At 42.0% G+C, this 14,080-nt stretch carries 7 protein-coding genes; 2 read left to right on the top strand and 5 right to left on the bottom strand.

Annotation, left to right across the window (positions count from 1 at the left end):
• Positions 1–18: 18 nt before the first annotated feature.
• From OQ5_RS0113900 to OQ5_RS0113885, 4 genes are all read right to left on the bottom strand, one after another.
• Positions 19–1,671, bottom strand: coding sequence for a RagB/SusD family nutrient uptake outer membrane protein (locus OQ5_RS0113900; RefSeq protein WP_218054546.1), 1,653 nt, complete (start codon positions 1,669–1,671; stop codon positions 19–21).
• A gap of 51 nt (positions 1,672–1,722) precedes the next feature.
• Positions 1,723–5,070: a SusC/RagA family TonB-linked outer membrane protein gene (locus OQ5_RS0113895; RefSeq protein WP_100221934.1), complete on the bottom strand. Its 3,348-nt coding sequence runs from the start codon at positions 5,068–5,070 to the stop codon at positions 1,723–1,725.
• Between the two features lie 163 nt (positions 5,071–5,233).
• Positions 5,234–6,268 (bottom strand): FecR family protein, encoded by a 1,035-nt coding sequence (locus tag OQ5_RS0113890; RefSeq protein WP_016778071.1) that lies wholly within the window; start codon positions 6,266–6,268, stop codon positions 5,234–5,236.
• 359 nt (positions 6,269–6,627) lie between these two features.
• On the bottom strand, positions 6,628–7,200 hold the full coding sequence (locus OQ5_RS0113885) for an RNA polymerase sigma-70 factor (RefSeq protein ID WP_016778070.1): 573 nt from the start codon (positions 7,198–7,200) through the stop codon (positions 6,628–6,630).
• A gap of 421 nt (positions 7,201–7,621) precedes the next feature.
• On the opposite strand from OQ5_RS0113885, the gene OQ5_RS0113875 reads away from it, so the two are divergent.
• On the top strand, positions 7,622–8,902 hold the full coding sequence (locus OQ5_RS0113875; RefSeq protein WP_016778068.1) for a KamA family radical SAM protein: 1,281 nt from the start codon (positions 7,622–7,624) through the stop codon (positions 8,900–8,902).
• 210 nt (positions 8,903–9,112) lie between these two features.
• Positions 9,113–10,792 carry a diflavin oxidoreductase gene (locus OQ5_RS0113870; RefSeq protein ID WP_016778067.1) on the top strand — a complete coding sequence of 560 codons (1,680 nt, stop codon included), beginning with the start codon at positions 9,113–9,115 and terminating at the stop codon, positions 10,790–10,792.
• A gap of 121 nt (positions 10,793–10,913) precedes the next feature.
• Here OQ5_RS0113870 and OQ5_RS0113865 read toward each other — a convergent pair whose 3' ends face one another.
• Positions 10,914–14,066, bottom strand: a complete 3,153-nt coding sequence (locus tag OQ5_RS0113865; RefSeq protein ID WP_016778066.1) for a glycoside hydrolase family 2 TIM barrel-domain containing protein — start codon at positions 14,064–14,066, stop codon at positions 10,914–10,916.
• Between the last annotated feature and the right edge of the window lie 14 nt (positions 14,067–14,080).

Genomic DNA, 14,080 nt, shown 5'->3' with positions numbered 1-14,080 from the left:
TTAATCAACAAACTATGGCTAATACCCGGGGTTTTGTTCTATTTCAACAGAAATATTCGTTTCAATCGCACTATAAGGAATCGGGAACAAATTCTGATGATCGCCTACATTATAACCTATTGGACTATGATCACGGGCACGCTCAACAAGTTTTCCCATTCGACATAATGTCTCTAATCGGAACCTCTCGAAATATAGTTCTCTCATTCTTTCATCCAAAATATAATCTATGTCAATCTCGGATAATTGAGCAGGCGTAGCATTTGCCCTATCTCTCAAAGCATTAATATCATTCAATGCCATATCTGGCTGATCATTTTTTAAGTATGCTTCAGCTCTCAACAGATAAGTTTCAGCTAATCGGTAAAAATACTCATCTTTCAAGGATGAATTAGCACTCAGACTCCCCCATGAATAGGCAAGAACTTTTTCGCCTAATGCTGTTGTTTTAATAGATCCATCCGTATTCTTAGCGTAAGCGTCATCCGGTAAATTACTTGTTCGTGAAAATTTCAATATAAATGGATAAAAATGGCGCAGCTCAAATCTTTCCTGAAGCCATCCGTCTGCAATTATCCATTCGCCAAATCCTGCAGCTTCAGGATTATCTATTTTAAAATCACGAGCAATCATGTACGGAGAATTCCTGTAATCCTCGGTTCCATCTTCTCCCCATATATCGTACAAAAAATAATCTGTAGGATGCATGACACCAATACCGCGTCCGCCTTTATTTTCTGTAAAATCAGTAAACCCCAGTACCTCGCCCCCATCAGCAGCTTCAACATTTAAATTCCAGTAAAAAGGCAATAGAAAGCGGGGATGATCCAGTGAATAATCTGATCCTGAATTTTTATACTCATACTGAAATACCATAATAGACTCGGTATTTCCACTTTCCCTGTTTTGATTTCCATATTGAAACAAGTCCCAATATGGGTCTCCTGGTTCTTCAGCTCGTGTCCCAAAGCGTGATGTCATCAATCCCATTGACGGATGATTTATTACTGCACTTGCAGTATTGATAGCTGCGGTATAATTTTCAAGCGAAATGTACACTTCTGTAAGCAAATGTTGGGCAGCCTGCAAACTTACCATCCCATCACTCACATCATCAATATCGGGGAGCAGTCCTATTGCTTCTTCCAGATCAGACCGAGCTTGTTCATATACACTCTGGCGAGTCGCTTTTTCATAATCTCTTCTTGGAGAAGACTCTTCTTCCAGAGTAATAGGAACTCCACCATAAAGATTTGCTAAAAAGTTATACCATAAAGCTCTGAAAAACAAAGCCTCACCTTTAATTATTTCTTTATCATCATCGCTAACCTGATTCGTTAATTCTATTCGATTAAGAATCGTGTTGGCATTGGAAATAGAGATATATGCCCTATCCCAATAAGTTTCGGAAACATAAGTGGTAGGAGTAAGAAAAGCATCCAGATTGTTGAACTTTTGATCAGGGTAATCGGTTCCACCATAGGCTAAATCACCAAAGTACATAACAACAGTCTGATCACCATTTACCCAATGCATCTCACGCAGATAGTCATATAGAAAATTCAATGCCTGCCTAAACTGAACTGTAGTTGTATATGAATTTTCAGTTGTATAAAATGATAAAGGCTCTTCCTTCAGCCATTCATCTTCATTACATGACCAAATCATCATTAGTAATAAAGATGTTATTATAATTCCAATCTTTTTCATGTCTGGTAAATTTTAGAATTCAAAGTTTAATCCTATTGTAAATCCTTTCATGGTTGGGTAAGCACTATATTGGTCTTCACCATCAGTTGGTGTTTTAAGGTTATATGTTAACCCCTGATTGGCTTCCGGGTCCCAACCATCCCAGTCGGTTATTGTAAACAAGTTAGTTGCTGATACAAATACTTTTGCCCTACTTATACTCATAGAACTTAACAATTCAGAAGAAAAGTTATACGCAAGCGATAACTCCTGTAAACGAATAAAGCTACGTGAAACATAAGGAGAGAAGTCAGCCCCGAGAGCAGGAGTATAAGAACCGAGTTGACGATATTTGGCATCAGGATTTTCTGGTGTCCAGTAGTCGAACTTAAAATAACTGTTATTGGTAAGGTGATCAGGAATTGGCAGTTCACTTGCCGGCTGCCCAAGATAATGATCTTTCCCTCCCTGAACTGAATTGATGAAAGCACTCAATTCAAAATTTTTATATTTCAAAGTATTTCGAATGCTAAACCGATAAAGGGGATCTGAGTACCCAAGTATTTTTCGGTCATCTTCAGGTGTATATTCTCCATCATCATTAATATCTTCCACTTTATAAGTCCCATAGGTAAATCCGTTTGGAATATTACCGGCATTGTAATCAGATACCTGCCACATACCTATGATATTATAATCATATATTGTTCCCAGTGATTCGCCTATAAAAATATTGCTTGAGATAAGGTCATCCTCATTTCCGTCACCATCATTGTCAAGTCCAAGTATGGTCACGACCTCATTTTTGTTTGTAGAAAAATTACCTGTAATTGTCCACTCCAGATCATTCGTTTTTACAGGAACACCAGTAATGCTTATTTCATGACCAACATTTTTCAACTCACCAATATTTGTTGGAATGGATGTTTGGAATATACCATTCATACTGGGGATATTGATGTCATATAAAAGGTCTGTGGTTTTGGAGATGTAGAATTCATAATTGCCAAAAAGCTTTCCACCAAGAAATGAGAAGTCTACGCCAAGGTTAGTAGAAGCTGTTGTTTCCCATTTCAAATCTTCATTAGCCAGTGTTTGCACGGCCTGAGTCAATTCTCCGGTAGCACCATCACCATAAAGGTAACCGCCGGTTCGGTCACCAGGCAATTCCGATGTTATTTGAGCCATAGTAGCATATCTGCCTATTGTTCTGTTACCACCGGTACCATAAGACAAACGCAGCTTCAGATTATCAATCCAGTTAAAGTTGTTCCTGATAAAATTTTCTTCACTCATCCGCCATGCAATGGCTCCTGACGGAAAAACGCCAAACTTGTTTTTACTTCCAAAACCTGAAAAACCATCCCGACGAACAGTTCCTGTTAGAATATACCGATCATTATAGGTATAAACCGCTCTCAACATATTGTACAACCCGGTTTCTTTCCAGGCATCTGACGAAACAGAATTCAGATCGGACTGGCCAGCTTGCAATTCATTATAGCCAAGGGTCTTATCAGTAAAATTCTCTGATGCCGCGTTTGTGTTTTCATATTTGCGCTCTTCAATTCCATAAACAAAAGTTCCTTGTATTGAATGCAACCCAAAATCATTTTCATAGCTGATGATATTATCAAAAGTCATCTCATCGCGATTGGCAATATACTTATTAGCACTTCCTAACCCGGAATTAGCATAAGGATTGAAGTTGTAATCCTTATAGGTAACCATGTTCTTGGAATAGTTAATGCGATAATTTAACCCGCTAATCCAGGGGATTGATATGTCTGCAAAGAAATTACCAGAAAGAGTGCGGCGAATATCCTCATCAGGATTCTTAACTGTTAATAATGGATTAGTGTTCCCTAAATAAATCTGTTCCACAAAGGAACCATCCTCGTTGTATGGATTAACCAGGGCGGGTATGTAACATAAACTGGAAAACCCGGGATCACTTCCTGAAAAATCGCTGACATTAAAAAACGATTGTGTTCCAACTTTTAACCAATCGGTAACATTTGCATTCAGGTTAACACGAACACTATATCTTTCGTAAGTATCATTCTTGACCATGTTTTCTTGATCAGTATACCCAAACGATACGAAATAACTTGTGAGTTCATTTTTCCCTCTCAAACTTAAACTATGATCTTGAATGTAAGGATTCGGATTTGAGAGCAAATTCCACCAGTCGGTGTCAGTCTCGTCAGCATAACCTTCTGCAACCGCTCCGTCACGGAACAATGGCACAACATCAAAATCGGGATTTCTTTGTAGTAAATCAGCGCCCATTCTGCTTTCGGAGATATAAACATCAGCAAGTTGATTAAGAAAACCTTCACGATCCAATCGATTAATATCTTTATTGATCAAACTCTGCGTAGTATACTTACCACTATATTCAATCACCGGTTTAGACATTCTTTCTGCTTTCTTTGTGGTAATTAAAAGCACCCCGTTAGCACCCTGGGAACCATATATAGCTGAGCTACTCGCATCTTTCAAAACATCGATTGATTCAATATCGTTTGGATTAATATCCGTAAATTCACCTCGGAAAATGATCCCGTCCAAAACAATCAAAGGACTTGTTGTCCCTGATATAGAGTTACGTCCGCGAATAGATATTTCGGGATTACCCCCGGCTGTAGTTACCGCTCCAATATTTAAGCCAGGAACTGTCCCTTTCAGACCTTGTAGGACATTGACATTTGGGGAGTTATCTAAAGCAGACATATCTGCTCTTGCAACAGCTCCCGTCAAATCACTTTTTTTCATAGTACCATATCCAACCACAACAACTTCATCCAGGCCCACCAAATCTTCTTCCAAAGAAACATTAAAAGTATTTTCATCCTCAATTGGTACTTCCTGGGTTCTCATCCCCACAAAAGAAAATACCAAAACCTCAGCATCGGCAGGAATACTCAGCGAGAAATTTCCATCCACATCGGTAATGGTTCCCCGGGTCGTTCCTTTAACAGTGACTGTTACTCCGGGTATGGCCTCACCCTTTTGGTCTGCCACCGTCCCTCTAACTGTTTTCTGCTGCGGCTGATCAATATTTTCGGCCATAAGTTCCTCTGGCGAAAGTACAATCTGCCGTCCCATAACGGTATAGCTCACTCCTTCATCACTAAACAGTGCGTCAAGAATGTCTTTAATTTTTTGATTTCTGGCCTCAACATTGACTACTCTTTCTACATCAATCAACTCATTGTTGTAGACAAAGTAGAACTCCGAAGAGCGCTCAATCTCCTTAAGCACTTCTTTTACCTGTGCATGATTCATCTTTACAGTAACCTTCGTATCCTGCGAGTAGGTAACGGAGGCAATGGTCTGAAAGCTGACTAACAAAAACAAACCTAAAGATAGCCTCATAGCTAACAATACTTTCCGGGGAAGGAACTCTGCAAAGTCCCTTCGCCAATGACAAAATTTTTTCATAAATTTGAAAAGTTTACGTGTTAAACATTTATCTGTCTGCAAACAGATATTTAATGGACAGGAAAGTGCTGCAACACTTTCCTGTTTTGTTTTATAATCATTTTCTTGTCAAAGTAACGACTCTCTTGCAAAAGACATTATTTTCCTTCCCAACCGGTCTGTGTATTTCATATTCAATAGGTGAGGATAACGTTATTATTCTCAGGAACTCTTCGAGTGTTTCGTCAAGAAAAGTCGCTGTAATACGGTATTCAAGCAAGCGGGAGTCTTCAATATTATACTTTACATTATATTTCCTTTCCATCGTTCTGAGAACAGATTCAAACGGTTCATTGACGAAAACAAAACGGCCTTCTTTCCAGGCGGTATATGGTTCCAGATCATTCTCACGGGAAACGCTTATTTTTTCGGAACTTTTATCAAAGCGGGCTACCTCACCCGGCTTCATTTCAGCCAGCACACTGCGATTTTTATCGGCTCCTTTTTGTATTTTGACGCCACCCTCAACCAGGGCGACCGATACATCGGGTTCGTTCTCATAAGCCGATACATTAAACACAGTTCCGGTAACCATAACATCCAATTCATCACCGGCTGATACTATAAATGGTTTCTTTCTGTCGGATGCTACCTCAAAAAAACCTTCACCAATCAATTTTACTTTACGTTCTTTTTGCCCTTTAAAAGATACCGGAAAATGAACTTCACTTTCCGAATTGAGCCAGACGCGCGATCCGTCAGGTAATTCCACCCGGCTTTGAATACCGGCAGGCGTTGTCATTTTTGTCATTGCCACTCTGTCACTATCGCGGTACTGAAAGAGAAAAAGCGCTAAAGCCGTAAGCAATGGCAATAAAAGAACAGCAGCCACCCTGGAAAACGTAAGATAAAATCTGCGGGTAAATGATTCCTTTTCTTCCGAAATGTTTATCTGATGATGAATCTGATTTAATACCTGGTTAAAACGATCAGGATTTCCCTCCGCTTTTTCGCCAGTATAATCAATCCAGTGCCTGTGCATAAAATCATTAAGCGTACCCTGGCGCGTAAATCCTGCAAGAACGGTTACCGCCTTCTTAAATTCATCGGCAGTACATTCACCGTTTACATATTTTTGTAAAATTTCTTTCATTTTAATTGCTTCTAATAATTCAACGCAAAGGAACGGTTGATCCCCTATTCCTTTTTAAGATTTTTTTGACATTTTTTTGCAACTAATTGAAGACGAGATAAAATAGGGTGAGAGATTTTTCAGATATCAGTAATCGAGAGGTAGAACCAAATTTACTTATTAAACCTCTCAAGATTTCGGAAGAACCCACATAGTAGCCATTATAGATATTCTAATTGTGGTGACCCTTGCCATGTTCGTGTGATTGTTGTTAGGATTTTAAATCATTGTTATCCTGTTTTAATGCCACGAAGGTAGATTTTTAAAGAACGAACCGGTTCTCAACTTTGCGGTATTGCCCTGCAAATATTCCGCTACTTCTACGTTATAAAAAGATAAAAAAACAATAATCCAAGAAAACCATCGGCGCTAAAATGTTCTTTTAAAAAAGCGAGTGCTTTGGTCAGTTGATTCTCTACGGTCTTTTCGGAAATTCCCAATTTGCTGGCAATGTCTTTATTTGTTAACCCCTTCTTTCGGCTGAGAATAAAAATTTCTTTGCGCTTTTCGGGCATTTGTGATATCAACGATTCGTATTGTTCTTCAAGAAAGTTGTAGTCGATCTGTTCGTTGGTTCCCATATTATTGGAGACGACGGTACTGCCCAGGTATTCCAGGTATCTTTGTTCGGTGGCTCTTTTCCTGAACAATGAGATGACGGCATTTTTGGTAGCAGTAAAAATAAACGGCTCAATCCTGGTGTCTTTTTTCAAAGAAGACCGGCTGTTCCACAGGTTAATGAAAACTTCCTGGACAATATCATAGGCGTCATCTTCATTTTTTAAGTAAGATAATGCAAACCCGAATATTTTTTGGTGATAACGATTATATATTTCATCCAGAACCCGTTTGTTTCCTTTGCTCAACTCGATAAATAGCTTTTCTTGCTGCATATTGTCTCCTTTTACTCATGAGTGCGGGCTAAAAAACATCTTCGTTTCCAAACTCTCTGTTGTTTTAAATTATTTGCATCCTCATTAACAACAAGTTAACTCAGGTAAAAAATTTAAAACGCCTTGATTTTGACAAAAATATCTCTTTTTATACCACACTCACTCATTCTTTTACACAAAGAAACACTTTTAAATGATTGCGAAATTAATACTTTTTAACAACGATCCAATCTCAGAGTCCTTTAAATTCTCTTCCCGGCTTGAACAATATCCGTATTTCTGCGGTTACCTGTTTGTACTTCCTTTCAAGATTGTTTTCAGGCAACTTCATAGCAAATACACCAGAGAGATTTTCTAACAAAATGAGTCCACTCCTAAAAATAACATTCAGGAGCAGGCTCAGCAATAAAAATTTAATGCCATGAAGTTCATAACCTACAATGCCAGGAATTTCCGTGAAATTGAGTACATGCGTTATCTTCCGGAAAAGGTCAAAACGGAAATCGACATTGTTTCCAAAGTGATCCCGTTTAAAACCAATAATTATGTGACAGATTACCTCATCGACTGGGAGAACTATGAAGACGACCCCGTCTATATTCTCAATTTCCCTAACAGGAATATGCTCACCACGGATCAGTATAACAGGCTGACAAAAGCGCTGAATGATCCGTCGGCCAACGGAAAGGTGAACAAAACGATTTATGACATCCGCATGGAAATGAACCCGCATCCGGCTCAGCAAATGACAAATGTTCCTGAGCTGAATGGCGAGGAACTGAAAGGGATGCAACATAAATACAAAGACATTGTATTGTTTTTCCCCAGCCAGGGACAGACCTGCCATGCTCATTGCACCTTTTGTTTCAGATGGCCGCAGTTCATCAAAGACCTGGATATGAAATTCTCCATGCGCGAAATTGAAAAGGTGATCGCATACATCAGACAAAACGAAAGCATCAATGAAATCCTTTTTACCGGTGGTGATCCTATGGTGATGGACCCTGCAACGCTGAAAAAATATATTGATGCGCTCATCGATGCCAAAATTCCAAATCTTCAAAACATCCGGTTCGGCACAAAATCTCTAAGCTACTGGCCTTTCACATTCTTGCCCAGACACAACGAAGAGGCCGGTCAGATACTGGATATTCTGAAACATATCACCGACAGTGGTCTTCATCTATCCATCATGGGACACTTCAATCACCCCAACGAACTGGAGACCGAAGTGGTACAGGAAGCCATTCGCAACATACGCCAAACAGGAGCCGAGATCAGAACACAGGCCCCGGTGCTGAACCACATCAACAACCGAAGCGAAGACTGGGCGCGCATGTGGCAGCGTCAGGTGCAACTGGGGCTTATCCCCTATTATATGTTTATCGAGCGGGAGACTGGCCCATACAACTACTTTAGCATACCACTGGCCGATATTTACCGGATTTATCAGGAAGCCATCCGCGAAACCGGCAGCTTTGCCAAAACAGTGACCGGCCCTACCATGTCAGCCTCAAAAGGGAAAGTGCAAATTATGGGTATCGTCACCAATCCGACTGACGGCAGAAAATACTTTATGATGCAATACATCCGGCATCGGGATTATCGCGAAACCTTTAAACCTTTCCTGATGGAATATGACGAAAAAGCCACATGGGTAGACCAACTCAAAGATGTAAAAGCCCCTGAATTAGTTGGATGATAGTTAACGTCTCCGACCGGAATCGAAGGGCACGGAGCAGAGGGCATGGGGCAGATGGCATGGGGCATGGGGCATGGAGCATGGAGCAGAGGGCATGGAGCAGGGTCAGAAGGTAGACGGGTAGAATCTTATATCTATTAATCTTATATCTATTAATCTTATATCTATTAATCTTACATCTATTAATCTTACATCAAGCATCTAACAACAATGACACAAACAACCAAAACACAAAACATACCAACCAATGCAACCGGAAATGCTGCTACACCGGAAACCATACTTCATGTGATTTACGGAAGCCGTACCGGTAATTCAAAGTCGGCAGCACAGCTGGCTTACGATTATGCCAGGCACCTGGGCATTGCCAGTGAAATTCACGATATGAACGCCATGAATCCCGCTGTTATTACCGACATGAAGAACATCCTGATAGCCGTCAGCACCCACGGTGAGGGAGACCCTCCGGCTGTAGCCGAAAACTTTTACAATTATATGCATTCTGATAAAGCTAAAATTCCCGGAGAAGTAAAATTCAGCGTGCTTGCTTTGGGCGACAGCAGCTATAAAGATTTCTGCAAAACAGGCCACGACTTCCGAAATCGTCTGCTTCAGCTGGGCGCCAAGGAAATATCGCCGCTCGTGGAATGCGACATCGACTATGAAGAGAATGCCATGCTGTGGGTTCGCCAGTCGGTGGAAGCCTTCGAAGCTGTTCTTCCTAAAACAATTACCCAAAGCAAAAAGGAATTTGCTTTTGAAATAAACCGGGTGGATGCAGAGGACTCAAATATTTTCTATGCCAAAGTAAAAGAGATAAAACCGTTGACCAACCCCGACTTCCCAAAGCGGACGCTTCATCTTGTCCTCTCGATGGAAAAGTTTGGCAGCGACTTTCAGCCGGGCGACTCATTCGGCATCTATGTCCACAACTCCCGCCTGCTGGTCGACAAACTACTGAAACATCTGAAATTTGACGGTTCCACTACCGTCGAAACTGCAAGAGGTCCGCGTCTGCTAAAAGAAGCCCTGGTGGAAGAATACGAGATCACCCTGATTACACCGTTAATGGTGAAAAAATATTCGGAACTGTCTCAAAACGGCAACCTCAAAACACTGATATCAGACAAACAGCTTCTGGATAAATATTGTGAAACCAGTGATGTCCTGGATTTGGTTTCCGATTTCCCCGGAGACATCAATCCACAGCAACTGGTCGATCTTTTACGGCGCCTCAATCCCAGGTTATATTCCGTGGCCAACAGCCCGGATATGTTCCCGGGAGAGGCACACTTTACGGTAGGACTGATTGAATATCAACAAAAAGGACGGCATCACACCGGGGTATGCTCCACTTATCTTTCAGACCGTATCGATGAAGGTGATTCCGTTCCCGTATTCCTGGAGAAGAATGAAAAATTCCGCATTCCTGAAGACGATGCCAAACCCGTAATAATGATCGCTACCAGTACCGGAATTGCACCTTTCAGGGGATTTTTGCAACAACGTCAAAGCAACGGTGCCATTGGAGAAAACTGGCTGATATTTGGTGATCGCCATTCCAAAAGCGACTTTCTCTACCGTGAAGAATTGGAAAACTTTTTGCAATCCGGCATATTAACAAGGCTCGACACTGCATTCTCACGCGATCAGGATAGCAAGATTTATGTCCGGCACCGCATGAAACAGCGCCAAAAGGAGTTGTTCCGATGGATCGACAAGAAAGAAGCTACGGTATACATTTGCGGGAATAAACGTACGATGGGGCAAAGCGTTAAAGAAGCCCTTGAAGAAATTGTTGTTTCGGAAGGAAATTTAACCATCCGTCAGGCCAAAGAATATATTCAGCGCATGAAAGATGAGAAAAGATTGCAAATGGATTTGTATTAATAAAAAAAAGAAGGCTGCCTTAAAAAGTTAATTTTTCCGACAACCTCTTTCTATTTCAGGGTAAATTTTATCGCTCCTGTATAAATTCTAGTGTCGTGTCATGTATGATACGACACTATTTCTACCTCACAGGTTTCATAACAAACCCGTAGCTGTACGATTTATCCGTAAGGCGATATTCATCATGCGTCCAGGCGCCCCAGCTGTCGTCTCCGCCAACGCCCATCTGTTTCAGGTCAATGTCGACAGAAGTAAGATCGCGTGGCTTCACATCATCAAGATGACGTTGCACTGGACGTTCTTCACCTTCTTCCCAGCGACCATCGGTTCGGCGGGGTGATTCAAAATCCTCCAGGATGTTGTGGTGTGCCGAAACCTCGAGCAATTGCTTGCCTTCAAATTTCAGTCCTTCACCGTTTTCATTGGTAATGGTCATCCACCGAACATCGGTTTTGTTCCCGTTCTCCTGAGGACGAAGATAAGGCCAGTATTGTTCGGCAACGCTTCCGTGGTACAAATCAACGAAGGCACTGGTTTTTCGATCCTGATACGACTCATGCGGACCACGCCCCAACCAGGTCATTTGATCAAACTCACGCGGCATGTGAAGTGTCATGCCCATGCGGGGAATTTCGGGAAGCTCGCCTTCAGCCATTTCGAAATGGTTGTCAACTTCCACTTCGGCATTGCCTTTTACAAGATAAGTACTTCGATAAGTCCCGATTTTATTGTCATCCTGATCAGTCAGATCATAATTGAAGATAATCCTGATCTTTCCTCCTTCCAATTCTTCAACATTGGCATTGGTAACTGTCCGGTTTTCACCGGCTTTACGCCACATACGGGCACGCACGGGCATGTTGTTACCAAAGTCATTATCGGTAGGCGCACGCCAGAATCCGGGTTCGGGGCCTTTCTTCAGAAACTCCCTGTCACCGGATTTAAAGCTGGTCATTTCTCCTTTGTCCATATCGAACGCAACAGAGAAATCTTCTCCTGTAATGGTCAAAATGCCATTCTCTTTTTCCTGATTTAAAGCGGCATAATTCTCTTTGTCCGATGTTTCAGGAACAAAAACAGGCAGCTCAAATTGTTCTGCAGCAAGTGTTGTATTCGCAGGCACCAACCCGTCATCTTCTTTCAATGAAGCCTTAACGGTAAGGAAATATTCAGTTCCGGCCTTTGGTGAAAAGTCCATATTGGCTGAAACACTTGCCTTTTCATCCGGATTCAGGACAACATTGTCAAAAGTCCCTGATTGCACGGTTTCACCGTTGCCTTTTATCGTCCAGCTGAAATCAAACACTTCTGTATTCAAAAACGCATACTTATTTTCAATTTCGATGGTTCCATTTTTAAGATTTACCGGACGGAACTTGATGTACTGGTAGACTTTTTTAACTTCTTCGAGTGCCGGTTGTGGCTGTCTGTCGGGGTCTACCAGTCCATTCAGACAGAAGTTACCGTCCGATGGCACTGTATCGGGGCCAAAGTCACCCCCGTAGGCCCAATATTTCTCACCTTCCTCGTTTTCGGTCAGAAGTCCCTGGTCAACCCAGTCCCATATAAAACCGCCCTGCATCACCTCGTAAGACTCTATCACGTCCCAGTAATCCTGCAGGTTGCCAACACTATTTCCCATAGCATGGGCATATTCGCACTGTATAAGCGGTTTGCTTCCATCCTCTTTGGCATAGCGTTCCATGTGATGAATGCGGGCATACATAGGGGCAAAAATATCGGTATTCCGACCACCATGTGCCTGTTCATATTGTACGGGACGGGAAGTATCCTGTGCTTTCAGGTAATCGTAAGTGGCATCAAAGTTAACCCCATTACCGGCCTCGTTACCCAACGACCAGATAATGACAGAAGGCTGATTTTTGTCCCGCTCAAACATATTACGCGTGCGATACAAATGAGATGCCATCCAGGTGCTGTCTTTGGCAAGCGATTCTTTTCCATAGCCCATACCGTGCGATTCGATATTGGCTTCATCGATTACATAAAGACCGTAACGATTGCAAAGCTCGTACCACCGCTCGGGCTGTGGATAGTGGGAGGTGCGAACAGCATTAATATTGTGCGTCTTCATCGTTTTAATGTCTTTGATCATGGTGGCTTCGTCTACTACATGACCGGTAACATCGTGATGCTCGTGCAGATTCACGCCTTTCAGATAGACGTATTTGCCATTCACCAAAAGGGTATTTCCCCTTATTTCAACACTCCGGAATCCAACATCCTGGCGGATCACCTCCAATACATTTCCGCCGGCATTTTTAAGTGTCATTACAAGGGAGTAAAGCTGAGGCTTTTCGGCCGTCCACTGCTTCACATTCTCATATTCGGATGAAAAATCAACACGATTACCGGCAATTTCTTCTTCAAACCGCTCAACCAGTTCATCTCCGTCGTAGAGCATGGCTTGAAGGGTAACAGGTTCATCAGCAGAAACATTTGCCAATTCGGCTTCCAGATGGAACAATCCGGTAGAATAATTATCATCCAGACCGGCCATTATTCTGAAATCTCTGACATGCTGCCTGTCACGGGCCATCAAAAATACATCACGGGTGATACCACCAAGTCTCCAGAAATCCTGATCCTCCAGGTAGCTTCCGTCACTCCATTTATAAACTTCCACAGCAAGTGTGTTTTCACCGGGTTTTATATATTCTGTGATGTTAAATTCGGCAGGCGTTTTACTGTCTTCGCTGTACCCCACTTTTTGCTCGTTTACCCACACGTACATGGCAGAACTTACTGCGCCAAAATGCAGATAAATTTCTTTACCGTCCCAGTTTTCAGCGATGGTAAAAGTACGCTTGTATGCCCCCACCGGATTGTAATGATCCTGAATTACCGGCGGCGTTTTAGCGTGCGGATATTGCACATTGGTATAGATGGGATAGGTAAACCCTTCTATCTCAAAATTGGACGGAACTGCAATGGTACTCCAGTCGCGGGTATCGAAATCATCCTTAAAGAACCATGCCGGACGCTCCGACGGATTCTGAGACAAGTGGAACAGCCACTCGCCGTTAAGCGACTTCAGAAGTGACGACGCCCATTTGTTATCGGCATTTACTTCCGATTCATCGGCAAAAGGAACAAACCAGGCTCGGGGTTCTTCCCTGTTGATTTGGTTAACCGCCGGATTCTCCCAGTCGGCCGGCGATTTCTCCTCAAAAGGAACATCGCTGTAATCTTTGTAGTTGGTGCATGAGAGAAGGAAAAGACTCATCACCGTTAAGAGCAAATTTTTTTTCATAATAATATTAGTTA

It is taken from the genome of Anaerophaga thermohalophila str. Valhall (assembly GCF_000250735.1).
Taxonomy (GTDB): domain Bacteria; phylum Bacteroidota; class Bacteroidia; order Bacteroidales; family Marinilabiliaceae; genus Anaerophaga; species Anaerophaga thermohalophila_A.
This window is presented reverse-complemented; position numbering and strand designations above follow the sequence as displayed.

Coding starts and splice junctions, on each gene's coding strand:
- OQ5_RS0113885 (WP_016778070.1), bottom strand. CDS start 7,200: ATGCAGCAAGAAAAGCTATTTATCGAGTTGAGCAAAGGAAACAAACGG.
- OQ5_RS0113900 (WP_218054546.1), bottom strand. CDS start 1,671: ATGATGATTTGGTCATGTAATGAAGATGAATGGCTGAAGGAAGAGCCT.
- OQ5_RS0113865 (WP_016778066.1), bottom strand. CDS start 14,066: ATGAAAAAAAATTTGCTCTTAACGGTGATGAGTCTTTTCCTTCTCTCA.
- OQ5_RS0113870 (WP_016778067.1), top strand. CDS start 9,113: ATGACACAAACAACCAAAACACAAAACATACCAACCAATGCAACCGGA.
- OQ5_RS0113890 (WP_016778071.1), bottom strand. CDS start 6,268: ATGAAAGAAATTTTACAAAAATATGTAAACGGTGAATGTACTGCCGAT.
- OQ5_RS0113875 (WP_016778068.1), top strand. CDS start 7,622: ATGAAGTTCATAACCTACAATGCCAGGAATTTCCGTGAAATTGAGTAC.
- OQ5_RS0113895 (WP_100221934.1), bottom strand. CDS start 5,070: ATGAGGCTATCTTTAGGTTTGTTTTTGTTAGTCAGCTTTCAGACCATT.